We start from the raw sequence: 14772 nt of genomic DNA, 5'->3' as shown, positions 1-14772 counted from the left end.
AAAACAAACAGTAGGCCCGTCATGAACGTCAAGCAACTCCGCGCCTTCGTCGCCGTGGCCAAGTACCAAAGCTTCGCCCAAGCCGGCGAGCATCTGCATGTTTCGCAACCGGCATTGAGCCTGACCATCAAGGCCCTTGAGGAAAACCTCGGCGGCGCCTTGCTCAGCCGCACCACCCGCAGTGTCAGCCTGACGGCCGAAGGTGAAGTGCTGCTGCCACTGGCGCGGCGCCTGCTGGCCGACTGGGACGACACCGAAGAACTGCTGCGCCAGCGCTTCACCCTGCAACTGGGTCGGGTTTCAGTGGCGGCGATGCCGGCTTTTGCAGGCAACTTGCTGCCCCGCTCGCTCAAGGTGTTTCGCCAGCGCTACCCGAAGGTCAACGTCACCGTGCACGATGTGATCAACGAACAGGTACTGGAACTGGTGCGCCATCGTCGCGTCGAACTGGGCATCGGCTTCGAACCGGACAACACCGATGGCCTGGCCTTCTACCCGTTGTACATGGACCGCTTCGTCGCCGTGGTACCCGCCGACTCACCGTTGGCGTTGTTGCCCGGGGTCAGTTGGGCACAACTGCTGGCCGAAGATTTCATTGCCTTGCAGCGCCCTTCGGCGGTGCGTCTGCTGATGGAACAGAACGTTGCGGCCAGGCACGGCAAACTGGCAGTGGCGTTCGAAAGCCATCAGCTGTCGACCATTGGGCGCTTGGTTGCCAGTGGCCTGGGCGTCAGCGCAGTACCGGCGCTGTGCATCAACCAGATGCAGGAGCTCGGCGCCCGCTGCCTGCCCTTGGTCGAGCCCTCGGTTGAACGGCGCATCGGTGTCATTGCCCTGAGCGAGCACAAATTGTCCACCGCAGCGCAAGCGCTGCTCGAGGTACTGCTTTCCCATACCCTGATCCCGGAGGTGACATGCGACACGTGAAACTGGCAGGTTCGAGCGTTCCGGCCATTGGCCAGGGCACCTGGTACATGGGTGAAGACCCCGGCCGCCGTGCAGCAGAGGTGTCTGCCCTGCAACAGGGTATCGAGCTTGGCCTGAGCCTGATCGACACTGCTGAAATGTATGCCGAGGGCGGCGCGGAGGAAGTGGTCGGCCAGGCCATCGCCGGGCGTCGGGACCAGGTGTTTCTGGTCAGCAAGGTCTACCCGCACAATGCCAGTACGCGGGGCGTGCCGGCTGCCTGCGAGCGCAGCCTCAAACGCCTGGGTACCGACTGCATCGACCTGTACCTGCTGCATTGGCGTGGCCAGCATCCACTTGAGCAGACCGTCGAGGCGTTCGAGCGCCTGCGCGAACAGGGCAAGATCAAGCGCTGGGGGGTGTCCAACTTCGACGTCGATGACCTGCGCGAGTTGAACAACCCCGATTGCGCCACCAACCAGGTGCTGTACAACCCGACGCAGCGCGGCATCGAGTTCGACCTGCTGCCGTGGAGCCAGAAGCGTGCATTGCCAACCATGGCGTACTGCCCACTGGCTCAGGCCGGGCAGTTGCTGCAGCATCCTGTGCTGCTGGAGATCGCCGAGCGCCATGGCGCGTCAACGGCCCAGGTCAGTCTGGCCTGGGTGACACGTGAAGATGGGGTGATCGCCATTCCCAAGGCGGTAGCGCCAGAACATGTGCGGCTGAATGCGGCGGCGGGTGTGCTGACCTTGAGCAGCGAAGACCTACGGGCAATCGACCGGGCGTTTCCACCGCCGGCCCGCAAACAACGGTTGGCGATGGTCTGACCGACACCGCCCTTGTAGGAGCGGCCTTGCGTCGCGAAAGGGCTGCGCAGCGGCCCCAGGATTTCAGCGTCACCGCATATAATGCCGGGGCCGCTGCGCAGCCCTTTCGCGACGCAAGGCCGCTCCTACACACTCAGTGAAAATCGCGGCTACGAACATTCAGCCCCTGCAGCAAGGGGCTGACATCCTCCAGCCGTCGGGCGATCAGGTGGCGAACGCCATTCTCCTGCTCCAGCCGCCCGCTCACCTTGAGCAATTGCGAGCCCACCAATGCTCGCCGCTGCCGCTCGGCCAAGTCACGCCACACCACCACATTGACCATGCCGTACTCATCCTCCAACGTCACGAACGTCACCCCGCTGGCGGTTTGCGGGCGTTGCCTGCCCACCACCAGCCCGGCCACGGCAATGCTGTCGCCATGCTCGACAGCAGCCAGCTCGCACGAACTGCGACAGCCCAACGCGCGCAAGCGTGGGCGCAGCAGTGTCAACGGGTGTGACCCAAGCGTGGTACCCAAGGTCTGATAATCACTGACAAGGTCTTCACCCACGGTCGGCGCCGGTAGCGCCACCGCGCCCTCTGGCACTGCGTCCACTTCAGCGAACAAGGGCAGTTGCGGTTGCACGGCCGCCACCTGCCAGCGCGCCTGGTGGCGGTCACGCGCCAGGGCCCTCAGTGCCCCGGCGTCCGCCAGGCGGGCGCGGGCACGCTGGTCGAGCCCTGCACGCAGGCACAGATCCTCGACATCGCGCCAGGGCCGTTGCGCCCTCGCCTGCTCCAGGCGCCGAGCATCGGCCTCGGCAAAGCCCCGAATCTGCCGCAACCCCAGGCGAATGGCCAGGGCACTTTCAGCCACGCGCTCGAGCGTGCAATCCCACTCGCTGTGAAACACATCCACCGGCCGCACCTCGATACCTTGGCGCCTGGCCTCCTGCAGCAGTTGGTCGGGGCTGTAGAAACCCATGGGCCAACTGTTGACCAACGCACAGGTAAAAATGGCCGGCTCATGGCACTTGAGCCAACTGCTCGCATAACACAGCAAGGCAAAGCTGGCCGCGTGAGACTCAGGAAAACCATAGCTGCCGAAGCCCTTGATCTGTTCGAAGATGCGCTCGGCAAACGACAGGTCGTAACCATTGCGCAACATGCCCTGTATCAGCCGCTCACGGTGCGGCTCCAGCCCACCGTGGCGCTTCCAGGCAGCCATGCTGCGCCGTAACTGGTCGGCCTCGCCCGGGCTGTAGTCGGCAGCCACCATGGCCAGTTCCATGACCTGTTCCTGAAACAGCGGCACCCCCAGGGTACGCTCGAACACTTCCTGCAACTTCGGCGAGGGGTAGGTGACCGGTTTCTGCTTCAGGCGCCTGCGCAAGTAAGGGTGGACCATGTCGCCCTGGATCGGCCCGGGTCGCACGATGGCCACCTCGATCACCAGGTCGTAGAAGGTGGTGGGTTTGAGCCGAGGCAACATGGCCATTTGCGCCCGTGATTCGATCTGGAACACGCCCATGGTCTCGGCCCGACTGATCATCGCGTAGGTAGCCGGGTCCTCAGCTGGAATGCTCGCCAAGGTCAGCTGCCGGCCACGGTGGCGTTGCAGCAGGTCGAAACAACGGCGCAAGGCGCTGAGCATGCCCAGGGCCAGCACATCGACCTTGAGCAGCCCGACCATGTCCAGGTCGTCCTTGTCCCACTGGATCACCGTGCGGTCTTGCATCGCGGCGTTTTCCACCGGCACCAGTTGGTCCAGCGGTTGCTGCGAGATGACAAAGCCGCCAGGGTGTTGCGACAGGTGCCGGGGAAAGCCGATCAGCTCAGCGGCCAGAATCAGCACCCGCCGCAACGATGGGCTGCTGGCCTCGAAACCCGCTTCGGCCAAGCGCTGTGCATCGGGGATGCGATCGCTCCAGCGGCCGCAGCACTTGGCCAGTGCATCCACCTGATCGGCCGGCAACCCCAGTACCCGCGCCACATCACGCACCGCGCCGGCAGCGTGATAGGTGTTGACCACGGCGGTGAGTGCGGCGCGATGCCGGCCATAGCGACGAAACACGTACTGGATCACTTCTTCGCGGCGGTCGTGCTCGAAGTCCACGTCGATGTCGGGCGGCTCGTTGCGCTCGCGTGACAGAAAACGCTCGAACAGCAGGCGGTGCTGCATGGGGTCGAGTTCGGTAATCCCCAGCACGAAACACACCACCGAGTTGGCTGCCGAACCCCGGCCCTGGCAGAGGATACGCTGGCTGCGGGCGAAGGCGACGATGTCGTGCACGGTCAGGAAGTAGCTTTCGTAAGCCAGCTCTTCGATCAATGCCAGCTCCCGTGCCAGCACTTCGCGCACCTTGTCGCTCGGCCCGGCCGGCCAGCGCAACGGCAAGCCTCGCTCGCACAGTTCGCGCAGCCAGCTTGCGGGGGTATGGCTTTCGGGCACCAGCTCACGCGGGTACTGGTACTTGAGTTCGCTGAGGTCGAAACGGCAGCGTTCGGCAATGGCCAGGGTCTCGGCCAGCAAATCGGCGGGGTACAGCTCCTGCAGCTGCTGCGCGTTGCGCAGGTGACGCTCGCCATTGGCGAACAGGTGGCGCCCGGCCTCGGCTACCTGGCAGTGCTGGCGGATGGCGGTCATGCAATCCTGCAGGGCACGGCGACCGCGTACGTGCATGTGCACGTCGCCGCAGGCCACGGCACGGACACCGACCTTGCCCGCCAGTTCGCGAAGCTTGCCGAGGCGCACCTCGTCGTCACTGCCTCGGTGCAAGTGCACCGCCAGCCAGAGCCGCTCGGCGAACAACGTGTGCAGCCAGTGGCCAGGCGCAGGGTCATCGGGGTCGTCGGCTATCCATAGCGCCAGCAACCCTTGATTGTGCGCGCGCAGGTCATCGCCGAACACCTGATACGCGCCCTTTTCCGCCCGCCGTCGCGCACGGGTAATCAGTGCGCACAGGCTCTGGTAGCCCGCCAGGTTTTCCGCCAGCAGCACCAGCCTGGGGCCATCCTGCAGGCGTATTTCACTGCCGACAATCAGTTGTAGCTGGTGCTCCTTGGCCGCCTGCCAGGCGCGCACGATACCGGCCAGGGTGCACTCATCGGTGATCGCCAAGGCTTGGTAGCCCTGCTCGCGGGCACGCCGGAACAACTCATCGGCACTCGACGCCCCCCGCTGGAAGCTGAAGTTCGACAGGCAATGCAATTCGGCATAGCCGAATGTATTCATGCGAACCAACCTTGCAGCCACAACGGGCCAGGCTGGCTGAGGTCGCGGTAGGCCCAGCCACGCAGGCCTTCGCGGGTTTCGATGCGGTAGTAGTCGCGACGCACGTCGCCACCGTCCCACCAGCCCGATTCGATGCGCTCGGCTTGGCCCAACAAGCGGTGCCCTGCGTCGTCAAGTGCCAAAGGCGTCGGGAGCAGCCAGCCGGGGCGGCTACCTGGCATCAGTTGCAGGCTCGCGCGTGCGCCCTGCTCCACCGCTTGCCAGGCGCATTCGGGGCGATGGTCGGCCTGGGCGCTCAGCCCTTTTACCGCCTCATCGCCCAAGCGCGCACGCAACCGCTCACGCAGCTGCTCCCAAGGCTGCGCCTGCTGCGCGCGGGGGTCGAACAGCGCCTGGTGCTGGGGCACGAAGGGTGGCAAGTCATCGGCGACCAGGCGCAGGTTGCGTACCGGGGCGCGCAGCTGCAGCGGCTCCAGCCGCCCTTTGGCCAACTCGAAGAGCATGCCGGCATCACGCTCGGCTGCCAGCAGGCCCACCTGCAGTTGCGTGTCAGGCCCTTCGGCATGCTCAAGGTGCAGGCAGAAGCGTTGCACGCCGCAATCGCGCCCGGCCAGGAACGCGCCAAGGTCATTGAGCATTCTGCGCAATGGGAACAGCAGCGCCTGGTGCGATTCAACGTCAAAGTTCAGCTCCAGACGCGCTTCGAAGCGGTCAGGCGGCTGGTAGAAAGCCAACCCCAGGTTACGCAGGCCCAGCAACTGGTCCAAGTGCAGCTGTACCTGGGCAGAAAAGCGTTTTGCCAGGGCATCGCGAGGCAAGGCCATGACCTGGCCGAGCTGGCGCAGCCCCATGCGGGCAAAGGCCTCGGCGGCCTCCTGAGGCAGCCCGACACGCTCGATTGGCATGCGTGCCAGCACTGCGCGCGCCTCTTCGGCGCAGGTCACCGCCAAGCCATCGTGGCCATTGGCGAGCATGCGCGCCGCCACCGGGTTGCTGGCCAGCACGATGCGCTGACGCAAGCCCAACTCGCCAAGCTCTTGGCGCAGCCGTGCCTCGAACAAGGGCCAGGGGCCGAACAATTGCAGGCTGGAGCCTACTTCAAGCAGCAGCGCCCTTGGGTAATGCAGGCTCACCTGGGCGCTGAAGCGATAGGCCCAGGCTGCCAGCAGTTGTTGCAACTGTTCGATGCGTTTGCCGTCGGCCTCCACGCAGGTGAAGCCATCGGCCAGGGCACGGGCTGCTGTCAGGGTCTGCCCGGCACGCAGGCCCAATGCCGCAGCAGCGGGGTTGACCGCCTGCAAGACGCGCCGCTGAGTGGGGCCGCCAATCAGCACCAGTGGCGTATCGGGGTCGTTGCGTTCGCGCAGCACCGTGTCCAGCGCCAGCTGTGGCAGCAGAATGCAGGCCCAGAGCATGATGCATCAGCCCTGCCCGGGGCAGGCGATGGGCAGCGCCGGGGGCATGCCACCTCGGCTCTTGAGCACGCGCCATTGTGCTGGCCGGGTGTCGATGGCAATGCGCAAAGCGGCTGGCGACGGGTTGTTTGCCGCCTGCTGCGGGCGGCAGGCGAAGGCCAGCGCCTGGCCGGTTTCGGCGGCCACCTGCAGGCGCCGCAGAGCACGGTCATCGGCGCGTTCTGGCCAGCACAGCACGGCGGCGCAACTGCCCGAGCGCAGGCATTGCTCAGCCGCCCAGAGCGCGTCGACCGGCGCGGCGGCGACCTGGACCAGCCAGCGTAAATCCACCCCCGCTGCCTGCCAGGCCGGGGCAAAGGGAATAAACGGCGGCGCGACCAGCACTACCCGACCGCCTTCAGCGGTCAGGCGTGCCAGCGAAGGCCACAGCAACTTCAGCTCACCGCAACCGGGGCTGGCCAGCAACAGTTCGCTGAGCGCTGCGGCCGGCCAGCCGCCCTCTGCAAGGCGTTGGTCCAGCGCGGCATGGCCGGTGGGCTGCAACCCCAGAGGCCGAGCCTGAACCTGCCGACCGCGCCAGACCTGACGCTGGTCGAGCAGCCTGTCGAGATCGACCACCGCGCCCATCAGTCGCGCCTCAGCAGGCCGCAGAACACGCCTTCGATGAAGAACGCCTGTTCAGGCCCCACATCAATCGGCGCATAGGCCGGGTTGCGTGGCAGCAGCCGGTAACCACCGGCCTGGCGCTGCAAGCGCTTGATGGTCACCTCGCCGTCCAGGCGGGCAACCACGACCTGCCCGTCACGGGCCTCGCCCTGCTGGCGAATGCCGACCAGGTCACCGTCGAAGATGCCGTCGTCGATCATGGAGTCACCGCGCACCTTCAACAGGTAATCGGGTGTGCGCCGGAACAGGCTGGGGTCGATCAGCAATTGCTCGTGGATACCGAGGTCCGGGCCGATCGGCGCACCTGCGGCGACCTGGCCCAACACGGGCACTTCGAGAATTTCCGGGCGGCGCAGGGGCTGGGCCATGCGAATGCCACGCGCCTGGTTTGGCGTGACGTCGATGTAACCGGCCTGGCACAGGGCGGTGATGTGCTTGCGCGCGACGCTGCGCGAGGCAAAGCCGAAGCGCGTGGCGATGTCGGCGAGGCTCGGGGGCTGGCCGTGATCGGTGATGCGCTCACGAATGAATTCGAGAATGGCGCGGCGTTTGGGGGTCATATTGTCCATGGAGCACATTTGTACTCTTTTCCCAGCGCACTGAACAGCCCCCTTCGTCGTCAGCTTTGGTTATGATCGTTGGGCTTGTGTTTTTTCATACCTGGATACCTGATGCTGACTGCCCTGCTGTTCGACCTCGACGGAACCCTTACCGATACCGATACCCTGCACTTGCAGGCTTTCCGCCAGTTGCTGCGTGAGCATGATGGCCGCGAACTTTCCCAGGCCCAGTTCGATGCGCAGGTTAGTGGCCGGGCCAACGGCGAACTGTTCGCCGAGCTGTTTGCCGATGCCAGCCCACAGGAGTGTCTGGCACTGGCAGACCGCAAAGAGGCGTTGTTCCGCTCGCTGGCGCCATCGCTCGAGCCGATGCCAGGGCTGTTGCGCCTGCTGGAGCACGCCCAGGCCTATGGCCTGGGCATGTGCGTGGTCACCAACGCGCCGCGGCTCAATGCCGAGCACATGTTGCAGGCCATGGGGCTGGGGGCACGTTTCGAGCATGTGCTGGTGGCCGAAGAGCTTGAACGTGCCAAGCCGGACCCGCTGCCCTACCTGGCCGGGCTGCAGCGCCTTGGCGCGGTGGCCGGTCAGGCGCTGGCCTTCGAGGACTCGCTGCCTGGGGTCCGGGCTGCCAGCGGGGCGGGTATCTTTACGGTGGGGGTTGCCACGACGCAGACAGCCGAACGGCTGATGGAGGCGGGTGCTGGGTTGGTGATTCGGGACTTTGATGATCCGCGGTTGTGGGCGTTGATTGAATCGATGGGGTGATGGCTTTGGAGCATGCCTTGAGCGCTCTAGCGCCTATGAGATCGAGCGCCGCCCGCGCGGCGCATCGCGAGCTAAGCTCGCTCCTACATTTGTCCCACGCGCCCCTCCTCCAGGCCCCCACATGCTCATCGACGAAGAACTGACCCTGAAAAAGCTGGAAACCTTCCTCGCCTTCATGCGCAGTGGCAACCTCGGCCGGGCCGCCGCCGAACTCGCCACCAGTGCCGTCAGCGTGCACCGCGCCATCCACTCGCTGGAAAACGCCCTGCGTTGCCCCCTGTTCAAGCACGAAGGCCGCCAGCTGATCCCGCTGGAGAGTGCCTACGTGCTGGAAAAAAAAGCCCGTCAGCTGATCCAGGACGCCGAGCAGATGGTCCGCCAGACCCGCGAGGCCGCAGGCTTCTATGCCGAACGCTTCCGCCTTGGCGCCCTGTATTCGCTGACCGTGAAGACCGTGCCAAAACTGGTCATGGGCCTGAAGCTACGCCGCAGCGAGCTCAACATCGACCTGACCCTGGGCTCGAACGTCGACCTGCTGCAACGCCTGAAAAACCACGAACTGGAGGCCATCCTGGTATCGCTCGACGAAAGTGTCAGCGACCCCGCCTGCGAGCAACTGCCGCTTTTCTCCGACGATATCTTCCTCGCCGTCCCCACCGACTCGCCCTTTGCCGAACAAGCCGAGGTGGACCTGGCAGACCTCGCCGACTCCACGTTCATCACCCTGACCCAAGGCTTCGCCACCCACCGTGACGGTGCGCGGGTATTCCAGCAGGCAGGGTTCGAGCCCAAGGTGGCCATGCAGGTGAACGATATCTTCACCCTGCTGAGCATGGTCAGCTCGGGCGTGGGCTTTGCCCTGCTGCCAGGGCGGATCGCAGCGGTGTACGAGAACCGGGTGCGGCTGATTGCCCTGCAGCCGCGCTATCGCCTGCAACAACATATCGGCGTGGTGTTTCTGAAAGCACGGGAGCGGGAACCGAACCTGTTGGCGTTGCTGGCGCAATGCAGGATGTACAGCCGGGAAAACTGAACAAGGCCTGCAGGGCTTTTGCACGCCAGCACAGATTACACCACCTGCCGTGCAGCGCGTCGGCCTGAACCGGCATGGCGCCCTTGCAGCAGCACGGCCAGCGCAGCCAGCACCGCCGGTACAAGCAACGACGCGAACACCTGCGCGAAGCTCCACCCCATTGCCAGCATCTGGGCGCCGGCAAACGCACTGAGAATCGCCCCGAAACGGCCGATGCCACTCATCCAGCTGGCACCGGTCGCGCGCGCTTCGGTCGGGTAGAACGCTGCCGCCAGCGCATTCATGCCCACACTGGCACCATTGAGGCCAAAGCCCACGGCCCAGGCAATCGTGCACAGCCAGGTGAAGTCCCCGGCCACTTGGCCAATGGCGAAGATCACTGCGCCGCTGAACAGGAAGGTCAGCATCAGCACGCGTTGCGGGTTGCAGCGGTCCATGGCCCAGCCCACCGAAATCGCCCCCAGCGGCCCGCCGATCTGGAAGCAGGCGGTGACGATGGCCGCTTCGGCTACCGAGAAGCCACCGCCCTCCTTCACCAGAGTGGGCAACCAGCCGCTGAACAGGTAGACCAGAAACAACGCCAGCACGTAGCCGGTCCAGAGCATGAAGGTGCCGAAGCGATAGCGCGGCGAAAGGATGGTGCCAATTGCCCCACCGCTGCTCGGCGTGCTGGGCGGCAGCACAAAAGTGCTGTCGGCGCTGATGCGCCCCGGCGCCAGGCGGCTGACAATGGCGCGTATGCGTCGCACATCGGCACCTTTGCTGACCAGGAAGGTGACCGATTCGGGCAGCCGCCAGCACAGCAACGGCAAGGTCAGCAGCGGCAGCACGCCCCCCAGCACCAGCACACTGCGCCAGCCCAGGTTCGGGATCATCCAGGCACTGACAAAGCCGCCTGCCGCCGCGCCCAGGGAAAAGCCGCAGAACGCCAGGGTGATCAGCAACGAGCGGCTGCGCGCCGGCGCGTATTCGCTGACCAGGGTGCTGGCATTGGGCATGGCGGCGCCCAAGCCCAGCCCGGTGAGAAAACGCAGGGCCACCAGGGTTTCAAGGTTGGGCGAAAACGCCGAAGCCAGGGTCCAGACGCCAAACAGCAGGACGCTGCCCAGCAAGACCGCCTTGCGCCCGTAGCGATCTGCCAGGGGGCCGGCGATCAAGGCCCCGAGCGCCAGGCCGATGAGGGCGGCGCTCAGCACCGGGCCCAGGCTTTGCGCGTTCAGGCCCCAGTCGCTTTTCAGCTGCGGGGCGATGAAACCGATGATGGCGACGTCCAGCCCGTCCAGGGCGATGATCAGAAACCCCAGAAAGACCACCCACTTCTGGTAACGGCCGATGGGTTGCTGGTCGATCAGTTGGCGCACATCGATAGCGTTGTTCATGGGTATCACCTGTTGTTGTTTTTATGCGGGTGCAGGGCCCCGGTGGCATTAGCGGTGAGCGAGGCTGTGCAGCCGCACCGGCCTGATGATCCGCGTCTCCTGGGCCACCACCAGGTCACGGGTGGCGTGCAGGTAGGCGGCGAAGTCCGGGTCGGCATCGCGGGCGGCGCTGCGCGTTTCGAAGTCATCCAGGCTGTCGTAGCCCCACAGGTGCACCACCTGGTTCAGCGGGCCGATGCTGCTGGTGTAGAAGGCCAGTGGCGCCCCCAGATGGCGCAGCAGAATCGGCATCGCCAACTGGTCGAAGGCCTCGAGAAACGCCGCCATGCCACGTGGGCGGATGGTGTAGATCCGATGGTCGACGATGGCCTTGTCCATCACGCCACCTCCCGTGCATTGGCCGCAGTCGCCAGGCCTTGTTCGACGCCTGCCAGATGGCGCCCGGTGATGTAGCCAAAGGTCATGATCGGCCCCAGGGTGATGCCTGCGCCGGGGTAGTTGCCGCCCATGATGCTGGCGCGGTCGTTGCCAACGGCATACAGCCCCTCGATGGCCCGCTCATCGGTGCCGAGCACTTCGCCGACCACACTGGTGCGGATCCCGTCGAAGGTACCCAAGTCGCCCATGATCACCTTCACGGCAAAGTAAGGCCCCTCGCCCAGCGGCGCCACGCAAGGGTTGGGCGCGTGTTGCGGGTCGGCCAGATAACGATTGAAGCGGGTAGTGCCACGCCCGAACTGGCGGTCCTCACCCTGAACGGCGCCCAGGTTGTACTCACGCACGGTCTGCTCCAGCCCGGCGGCATCGATCCCGGCCTTGCCGGCCAGCTCTGCGAGGCTGCGCCCCTTGAGCAGGTAGCCATTGCGCAACAGCGGCCCCAGCGGCATCGGCGCGGGCTTGGCGAAACCCAGGCCATACTTGGCCAGGGTGCGGCGGTCACAGACCAGCCACATGGCGGTTTCCGGCTGCTCGGCACAGGCTTCGATCAACGCTGCCCCCACATCGTGGTAGGAATTCGATTCGTTGGTGAATCGCTTGCCCGAGCGCAGCACCCCGATCACACCGGGCTTGTAACGATCGAGCAAATGCGGAAAGGCAACGTAGCGCCCTGCCCCCATGGGCACTTTCGATACCGGCATCCAGGCCGCTGCGGCTTGCAGGCGGATATCGACCTTGGCGCCCAATGCTTCGGCCATGCGGGCACCATCACCCGTGTTGCCTTCAGGCACCGGCGAAAAATGCTCACCGCCGCGACGCACATGCGGGTAGGCCTGCTTCAACCGTTGCAGGTCGTGGGAGAACCCGCCACAGGCCAGCACCACACCCCGCCGCGCTTCGATACGCAGCTCGCTGTCGCCTTGCTTGGCCAACACCCCCGTGACCCGGTTGCCTTCAAGCAACAGTTGCCTGGCCGGGGTGCCGGTCAGAATCGGAATATCCAGGTCCAGCGCCGACCTCACCAGTCGCGCCGCCAAGGCATTGCCGCTGGTGACCTGAGTACCGCGCCGGTACAGCGCCAGCTCTTTGAAATGGGTTAGCAAGCGCTTGGCCACATAAGCGAACGACGACAGTGAACGCGTGACATTGAAGAAATGCTTGAGGTCGGCATTCGACGAGTTGAACATCATGCCGATGAAAGTGATGGTCTTGAGCGGTGGCCGCAGGCGTGCCATGTCTGGCCCCAGGCCCCGGATATCGTAGGGCGCCGCCAGTATCGAGCGGCCGACCTCGACGCCACCCTCCACCTGCGGGTGGTAGTCGGGGTACAGGGTGGGGACGAATTTGACGGCTGTCTCGCGCTCGAAGAAGTCCACCATGCGTGGCCCGTGGCGCAGAAACGCCTTGACCGCCGCTTCGTCGAAGCAGTCGCCGGTTTCGTTGCGCAAGTAGGTAAGTGCCGCCGCCTCGCTGTCGTTTACCCCATGTCGGCTGCACGGCACCCACAGCACCCCGCCGGAAAACGCCGTGGTGCCGCCGAAGCAGTCCGCCTTCTCGATCACGATTACATCCAGGCCGTGCTTTTTCGCGGTGATCGCTGTCGCCAGGCCACCGGCCCCCGCCCCCACCACCAGTACATCGCAGTTGCGCGTGTTCATGGGCGAACGCCCTCGAAGCCTGGGCGTGGGATCAATGCCATGGGCATGCTCTCCAGCCCGCCATCGACGGTCAGCTCGGCGCCGTTGATGTAGTCGGCGCGCGGGCTGGCGAGAAACAGGACTGCTTCAGCGATGTCCTGCGGCTCGCCGATCCGCTGGTTGGCGGTCATGGCGCTGCGCTGGCGCTCGATGTGCGGGTCGGCGTAGAACGCGGCCGACAACGGCGTGCGGATCAACCCGGGGCACACCGCATTGCTACGCACCCCGCGCGGGCCCCACTCCACGGCTATTTGCCGCGACAACAGGCTGACACCGGCCTTGGCCGCGCTGTAGGCACCGCTGTTGGGTTGTGGGTAATGAGCGGCGATGGACGCAATATGCACGATCCGCCCCTGGCCACGGGCAAGCATCGAACGGCCGAAGGCCTGGGAACACAGCAGGTAGCCGCTGAGGTTGACCGCCAGTACCTGGTTCCATTGCTCCAGGCTCAGCGTTTCAAGGGCACCGGGGCGCAACACACTGGCGTTGTTGACCAGTACATCGCAGCGACCGTGCAGCGCCTGCACCTGTGCCGCCGCCTGGCTGACGCTGTCGGGGTCGGCGATGTCGCAGCCCAGCGCGCTGACCTCGCCGACGCTGTGCTCGCCCAAGGTCGCCGCGAGCTCGCGGCATTTATCCAGGTCGCGATCCAGCAACACCACATGGGCATGCTGCCCCACCAATGCGGCAGCCAGGGCCGCGCCAATGCCGCCGGCCGCGCCGGTTACCACGCAAACGGCAGAGTCCAGGCCCAGCCAGTGATCAGTCGTCATCTTGTTGTTATGCATGCTGCTCTCCAGAGTGTCGCTTCATCTGGCAAACAGCCTAGGGCCGGCACGTGCCCGGGCAGAATGGACAAAACCTGCAACCCACCCCACATTCCCGACAATTTCGTCCACTGGCCCTTAACCCGGCAAGCCGCTGTGGCACAGTAGCCGGGTATCGATCACAACAATAACTACAAGACCATGAACAAGATCCCCAACTACGCCCTGTACGGCGAAACCGCGCAGCCGGTGTGGCACGAGTCCCTGCATGTGGAGTCGATCTCGCAACGCTCCGGCGCCTACAACTGGGAGATTGCCGCGCACCGTCATGAAGGCCTGCTGCAGTTGCTGTACCTGCAAAGCGGTGCCGGCGAAGTGCTGTTCGACAGCGACCGCGTGCAGGCCCGGGCGCCCTGCGTGGTGTACGTGCCGGCGCAGGTGGTGCATGGTTTTCATTGGGCCGGCGCGGTCGAGGGCCAGGTGATCACGGCGGCGCAGCATCCGCTGGAAAGTATCGCCCAGGTACTGGCACCGAACCTGCTGGCACAGGTGCGCAAACCCCAGGTGATCGCCCTGCCGCAGTGGGACGCCGACGAAGACCCGCTGCTACCGCTGTGCCGCGCACTGCGTGAGGAATACCACAACCGCGCCCGCGAGCATGTGGCGTGCAGTATGTCGCTGTTGCTGACGCTGATGATCCAGGTGTTGCGCCACGAGCCGCAGGCCCGCGCCGGCGAGCAGCGTCTACCGTCGAGGCGCAGCCAGCAACTGACCAGGTTCCGTGAGCTGGTGGACATGCACTACCGCGCGCATTGGTCGCTCGGTGATTACGCCGGTGAGCTCGGGCTGACCTTGACCACGCTGGGGCGGCTGTGCCAGGAGCATCTGGGCATGACGCCGATGAACGTCATCAATGCCCGCCTGGTGTTGGAGGCCAAACGGGCGCTGGGGCATTCGAGCCTCAGTGTGAAAGAGATTGCCCATGAGCTGGGGTTTGTCGATGTCGGCTACTTCAGCCGGTTTTTCCGCAAGCATTCAGGGGTGAGCCCGAGTGGGTTTCGTGAGGCCGCAGGGCGAAAGGGCCCGTAATTTCGCACAG

At 65.2% G+C, this 14772-nt stretch carries 13 protein-coding genes; 5 read left to right on the top strand and 8 right to left on the bottom strand.

What is annotated here, in order from left to right:
- The first annotated feature begins 21 nt into the window (after nt 1-21).
- Nucleotides 22-927, top strand: coding sequence for a LysR family transcriptional regulator (locus CKW22_RS16465; protein ID WP_095064428.1), 906 nt, complete (start codon nt 22-24; stop codon nt 925-927).
- Nucleotides 915-1736 (top strand): aldo/keto reductase, encoded by an 822-nt coding sequence (locus CKW22_RS16460; protein WP_047583225.1) that lies wholly within the window; start codon nt 915-917, stop codon nt 1734-1736. Before CKW22_RS16465 ends, CKW22_RS16460 begins: the two co-directional genes overlap by 13 nt.
- Before the next feature lie 133 nt (nt 1737-1869).
- Here the strand turns inward: CKW22_RS16460 and CKW22_RS16455 are convergent, their stop codons facing one another.
- Genes CKW22_RS16455 through lexA form a run of 4 tightly spaced genes read right to left on the bottom strand, consistent with a single transcriptional unit; the run spans nt 1870 to nt 7609 of the window.
- Entirely contained in the window at nt 1870-4950 is a 3081-nt protein-coding gene (locus tag CKW22_RS16455; RefSeq protein ID WP_095064427.1) for an error-prone DNA polymerase, read from the bottom strand.
- Nucleotides 4947-6365, bottom strand: a complete 1419-nt coding sequence (locus CKW22_RS16450) for a DNA polymerase Y family protein (protein ID WP_047583091.1) — start codon at nt 6363-6365, stop codon at nt 4947-4949. The genes CKW22_RS16455 and CKW22_RS16450 overlap by 4 nt, the downstream gene beginning before the upstream one ends.
- Nucleotides 6366-6371: 6 nt before the next feature.
- Nucleotides 6372-6992 (bottom strand): translesion DNA synthesis-associated protein ImuA, encoded by a 621-nt coding sequence (gene imuA / locus CKW22_RS16445; protein ID WP_033698043.1) that lies wholly within the window; start codon nt 6990-6992, stop codon nt 6372-6374.
- Nucleotides 6992-7609 carry a transcriptional repressor LexA gene (gene lexA / locus CKW22_RS16440; protein WP_177447949.1) on the bottom strand — a complete coding sequence of 206 codons (618 nt, stop codon included), beginning with the start codon at nt 7607-7609 and terminating at the stop codon, nt 6992-6994. Before lexA ends, imuA begins: the two co-directional genes overlap by 1 nt.
- Nucleotides 7610-7702: 93 nt before the next feature.
- Between lexA and CKW22_RS16435 the strand changes: the two genes are divergently transcribed.
- Both CKW22_RS16435 and CKW22_RS16430 read left to right on the top strand, forming a co-directional pair.
- Entirely contained in the window at nt 7703-8359 is a 657-nt protein-coding gene (locus CKW22_RS16435) for an HAD family phosphatase (protein ID WP_095064426.1), read from the top strand.
- Nucleotides 8360-8480: 121 nt separating this feature from the next.
- Nucleotides 8481-9392, top strand: a complete 912-nt coding sequence (locus CKW22_RS16430) for a LysR substrate-binding domain-containing protein (RefSeq protein WP_033698047.1) — start codon at nt 8481-8483, stop codon at nt 9390-9392.
- Between the two features lie 35 nt (nt 9393-9427).
- Here CKW22_RS16430 and CKW22_RS16425 read toward each other — a convergent pair whose 3' ends face one another.
- From CKW22_RS16425 to CKW22_RS16410, 4 genes are read right to left on the bottom strand one after another with little or no spacing between them, the layout of a single operon-like run.
- Nucleotides 9428-10771 carry an MFS transporter gene (locus tag CKW22_RS16425; RefSeq protein ID WP_047583088.1) on the bottom strand — a complete coding sequence of 448 codons (1344 nt, stop codon included), beginning with the start codon at nt 10769-10771 and terminating at the stop codon, nt 9428-9430.
- 48 nt (nt 10772-10819) lie between these two features.
- Nucleotides 10820-11149, bottom strand: coding sequence for an NIPSNAP family protein (locus tag CKW22_RS16420; protein WP_033698050.1), 330 nt, complete (start codon nt 11147-11149; stop codon nt 10820-10822).
- Nucleotides 11149-12867, bottom strand: a complete 1719-nt coding sequence (locus CKW22_RS16415) for an FAD-dependent oxidoreductase (protein WP_033698051.1) — start codon at nt 12865-12867, stop codon at nt 11149-11151. Before CKW22_RS16415 ends, CKW22_RS16420 begins: the two co-directional genes overlap by 1 nt.
- Nucleotides 12864-13694, bottom strand: a complete 831-nt coding sequence (locus tag CKW22_RS16410) for an SDR family NAD(P)-dependent oxidoreductase (protein ID WP_033698053.1) — start codon at nt 13692-13694, stop codon at nt 12864-12866. Before CKW22_RS16410 ends, CKW22_RS16415 begins: the two co-directional genes overlap by 4 nt.
- A gap of 180 nt (nt 13695-13874) precedes the next feature.
- On the opposite strand from CKW22_RS16410, the gene CKW22_RS16405 reads away from it, so the two are divergent.
- Nucleotides 13875-14762: a helix-turn-helix domain-containing protein gene (locus CKW22_RS16405; protein WP_033698055.1), complete on the top strand. Its 888-nt coding sequence runs from the start codon at nt 13875-13877 to the stop codon at nt 14760-14762.
- The last annotated feature ends 10 nt before the right edge of the window (nt 14763-14772 follow it).

The organism is Pseudomonas sp. Irchel s3f19, from assembly GCF_900187555.1.
In the GTDB taxonomy this organism is placed as follows: domain Bacteria; phylum Pseudomonadota; class Gammaproteobacteria; order Pseudomonadales; family Pseudomonadaceae; genus Aquipseudomonas; species Aquipseudomonas capeferrum.
Note: the sequence above shows the minus strand (reverse complement) of the source record. Positions and strands in the feature narration are given on the sequence as shown.

Bases quoted from the DNA above. Each gene is read 5' to 3' on its own strand.
- CKW22_RS16450 (WP_047583091.1), bottom strand. From the start codon at position 6,365: ATGCTCTGGGCCTGCATTCTGCTGCCACAGCTGGCGCTGGACACGGTG.
- CKW22_RS16430 (WP_033698047.1), top strand. From the start codon at position 8,481: ATGCTCATCGACGAAGAACTGACCCTGAAAAAGCTGGAAACCTTCCTC.
- CKW22_RS16425 (WP_047583088.1), bottom strand. From the start codon at position 10,771: ATGAACAACGCTATCGATGTGCGCCAACTGATCGACCAGCAACCCATC.
- CKW22_RS16465 (WP_095064428.1), top strand. From the start codon at position 22: ATGAACGTCAAGCAACTCCGCGCCTTCGTCGCCGTGGCCAAGTACCAA.
- imuA (WP_033698043.1), bottom strand. From the start codon at position 6,992: ATGGGCGCGGTGGTCGATCTCGACAGGCTGCTCGACCAGCGTCAGGTC.
- CKW22_RS16455 (WP_095064427.1), bottom strand. From the start codon at position 4,950: ATGAATACATTCGGCTATGCCGAATTGCATTGCCTGTCGAACTTCAGC.
- CKW22_RS16460 (WP_047583225.1), top strand. From the start codon at position 915: ATGCGACACGTGAAACTGGCAGGTTCGAGCGTTCCGGCCATTGGCCAG.
- CKW22_RS16405 (WP_033698055.1), top strand. From the start codon at position 13,875: ATGAACAAGATCCCCAACTACGCCCTGTACGGCGAAACCGCGCAGCCG.
- CKW22_RS16415 (WP_033698051.1), bottom strand. From the start codon at position 12,867: ATGAACACGCGCAACTGCGATGTACTGGTGGTGGGGGCGGGGGCCGGT.
- CKW22_RS16420 (WP_033698050.1), bottom strand. From the start codon at position 11,149: ATGGACAAGGCCATCGTCGACCATCGGATCTACACCATCCGCCCACGT.
- CKW22_RS16435 (WP_095064426.1), top strand. From the start codon at position 7,703: ATGCTGACTGCCCTGCTGTTCGACCTCGACGGAACCCTTACCGATACC.
- CKW22_RS16410 (WP_033698053.1), bottom strand. From the start codon at position 13,694: ATGCATAACAACAAGATGACGACTGATCACTGGCTGGGCCTGGACTCT.
- lexA (WP_177447949.1), bottom strand. From the start codon at position 7,609: ATGTGCTCCATGGACAATATGACCCCCAAACGCCGCGCCATTCTCGAA.